Annotated in this window: 1 protein-coding gene and 1 pseudogene; one reads left to right on the top strand and one right to left on the bottom strand. The window is 41.8% G+C overall.

Annotation, left to right across the window (positions count from 1 at the left end; genetic code table 11):
* Positions 1-53: 53 nt before the first annotated feature.
* On the top strand, positions 54-2,456 hold the full coding sequence (locus ACCM36_RS09650) for a disaggregatase related repeat-containing protein (RefSeq protein WP_370573548.1): 2,403 nt from the start codon (positions 54-56) through the stop codon (positions 2,454-2,456).
* A 125-nt stretch (positions 2,457-2,581) separates the two neighbouring features.
* Here ACCM36_RS09650 and ACCM36_RS09645 read toward each other — a convergent pair.
* Positions 2,582-2,891, bottom strand: a pseudogene (locus ACCM36_RS09645) (AarF/ABC1/UbiB kinase family protein); the annotation flags it as partial.

The raw sequence follows: 2,891 nt of genomic DNA, 5'->3' as shown, positions 1-2,891 counted from the left end.
TTTTTGATAATATAATTCAGAATCCGCTCTAAATTACAGAGTGGGTGGTATAAATGCAAATAAAATCAAACAAATTAGTTTGTTTTGGACTTGTATTGTTTATGATCATGACAACAGGGATTGGGTCTGCCGATTCCCTGAGTGTGGAGCAGGTTAGTCAATATAACGTGCCTGCTAATGCTGTTGCCGTAGAAGGCAATTATGCCTACGTAGCCACTGATACTATTGCTCCCACTGATGGAAACGGGAGTTTTTCTATCGTTGACATAACTGATCCATATTTTGCAACTGTTAGTGGAAGTTGTTCTTTTGAATCTCCACATACAAATGCTATTACTGTATCTGGTAATTATGCTTATTTAGCAGGTAACGATAGCCTTGTGATAATGAATATCACTGATCCTTCAGGACCGAAAGTTGCAGGTAAGTATAGTGGTTATGCCGAAAGTGTTGATGTTTCAGGCAATTATGCTTACTTAGTAGGTAACGATAGCCTTGTGATAATGAATATCACTGATCCTTCAGGACCAAAAATAACTGGCACTTTCATGACTAGTAGTTTCACATATGATGTTGCTGTATCAGACAATTATGCTTATATAGCTGCTGAAACTGGGCTTTTGATCGTAGATATCACTAATCCTTCAGCACCAACCCTTGTAGGCAGCTATAAGAGTGCTAATGAAAATGGTACTGTTTATGGTGTTGCTGTATCAGGCAATTACGCCTACGTAACCAGTGGTCTTGGTCTTTTCTTTGTCGATATTAGTAATCCAGAATTACCAACCCCTGTAGGCGGTATTTACAATGGTGCTGTTTTTGCAAAAGATGTTGCTATATCCGGTAATTATGCTTATGTACTTGATGAGGGAAGACGCATTTCGATAGTAGATATCACCTACCTTTCTTGGCCAATAATTACAGGAAGTTACAATGGTATTGTAACGGATGTTGATGCTGTAGGTAATTACGCATATGTCGCATCTGAAAGTGGTTTTACTATACTTCACGTGAACACCACACCAACATCTGTATCTTATACGCCAGCTTATGACAATAGGCTGCGTGAGTCGACTCCAACGACTGTGCTCTCCAGTTCCAACTATATTGACATTGGAAAACTTAGCACGACTCGTTACAGAGATGTAATGGCGTTCAACCTTAGTGGTTACGAGACAACAGATACAATAGATAAGGCAACTCTCTCGCTTTACTGGTACTATCCAGCAAGTGCTACCCGCACTTCTGACACAGTAGTTGAAATATACAGGCCACTGGAATGGGATCCAAAGTATGTGAGCTGGAGATATAGTGCTTCCGGTAAATCCTGGACAAACGCAGGAGGAAGCTGGTATGATAAGAACGGTGTATCTCAAGGTATCACACCTTATGCATCAGTAACCTTCCCAGCTGGCACGGTGCCTGACAACAAATACTATGAATTCGATGTCACAGAACTTGTACAGGAATACATAAGTGGCGAGTCTAATAACACTGGTTTCTTGCTCAAGGCAAAGGATGAGAATGGTAATTACATTGCATTCTACAGTTCAGACTGGGCAAATGCTTCGCAAAGACCAAAGTTAACTATCACCCCAGTACCAAGTTCTGTAGATTACCCACCTGTAGCTAATGCAGGAGAAGATATGACTGCAACCGCAGGCTCTCCTGTAATCTTTGATGGCAGTGGATCCACCGATGACAGGAGAATAGTCTCTTACAGATGGAATTTCAATACTCCAGTTGGCATAAGTGAGGCCAACGGAGTAACAGCTACAGCGACATACGTGTATGCAGGAACCTATAATGTGACACTTACGGTCACTGATGGTAGTGGCCAGACATCTACCGACACCTTACATCTAGTTGTGACTCCGGTAAAATCAGCCATATATAAACCTACCTATGACAACAGGCTGCGTGAATCAACTCCGACCACTGTCCTTCCTAATTCCAACTATATTGACATTGGAAAACTTAGCACAACCCGTTATAGAGACGTAATGATGTTTGACCTGAGCGATTACAAGCCAACAGATACTATATCCCAGGCAACTCTATCACTCTGTTGGTATTATCCTGCAGGCTCTACCCGCACTTCTAACACTGTAGTTGAAATTTACAGGCCAGTGGAATGGGATCCCAAGTATGTGAGCTGGAAAAACAGTGCTTCTGGTAAATCCTGGACAAACGCAGGAGGAAGCTGGTTCGACAAGAACGGTGTTTCCCAGGGAAACACACCGTATGCATCTTTCACAGTCTTTGCCAGCACGGTGCCTGATAACAAATACTACGGGTTCGATGTCACAGAGCTTGTACAAGGATATATAAGCGGTGAATACGACAACACTGGTTTCTTCCTTAAAGCGAAGGACGAGAACGGGAATTATATTGCCTTCTACAGTTCCGACTGGGCAAATGCATACCAGAGGCCGAGGCTGACCATAACACCTTAACAGGAGTATTAGGAAAATGGAGTGAGTGAAATTACTTCACTCAATTATATTTTATTTTCACCTTATATCAGCAGATACTAAAATTTCGCCAATTATCTGTTGTAGTCTACACATCCGTTTGTTCATTATTTCTGGAACATAAGCACGCTCAAAAAAAGAGATGCTAAAAATCCTATTGTCCCCAGGATCATTGTGTTAGTTTCTCCAAGGACTATTAAGTAGGTAGAGATCAGGGCTACCACTACCAGGAACAGGTTCTTGGTTAGTCTGTCCAGCAGCTTGTATCTTTTCACCTTGTATGTGCTTTCCTGTAATTTTTCGAATCTGTATCCTCTTATCGTCTCAATGACATCATTGACACCTGCAGGGAAGTTCCTGAATATCTCCAGGTACTTGTCTCCTTCAAGCTGAATGGCTTCAAGAGCCTTTTTCGGA

Origin of the sequence: Methanomethylovorans sp., from assembly GCF_041305605.1 — an archaeon.
GTDB lineage: Archaea > Halobacteriota > Methanosarcinia > Methanosarcinales > Methanosarcinaceae > Methanomethylovorans.
The sequence above is the reverse complement of the archived record's forward strand: the minus strand, read 5'-3'. Positions and strand labels throughout refer to the sequence as shown.

Coding starts and splice junctions, on each gene's coding strand:
- ACCM36_RS09650 (WP_370573548.1), top strand. CDS start 54: ATGCAAATAAAATCAAACAAATTAGTTTGTTTTGGACTTGTATTGTTT.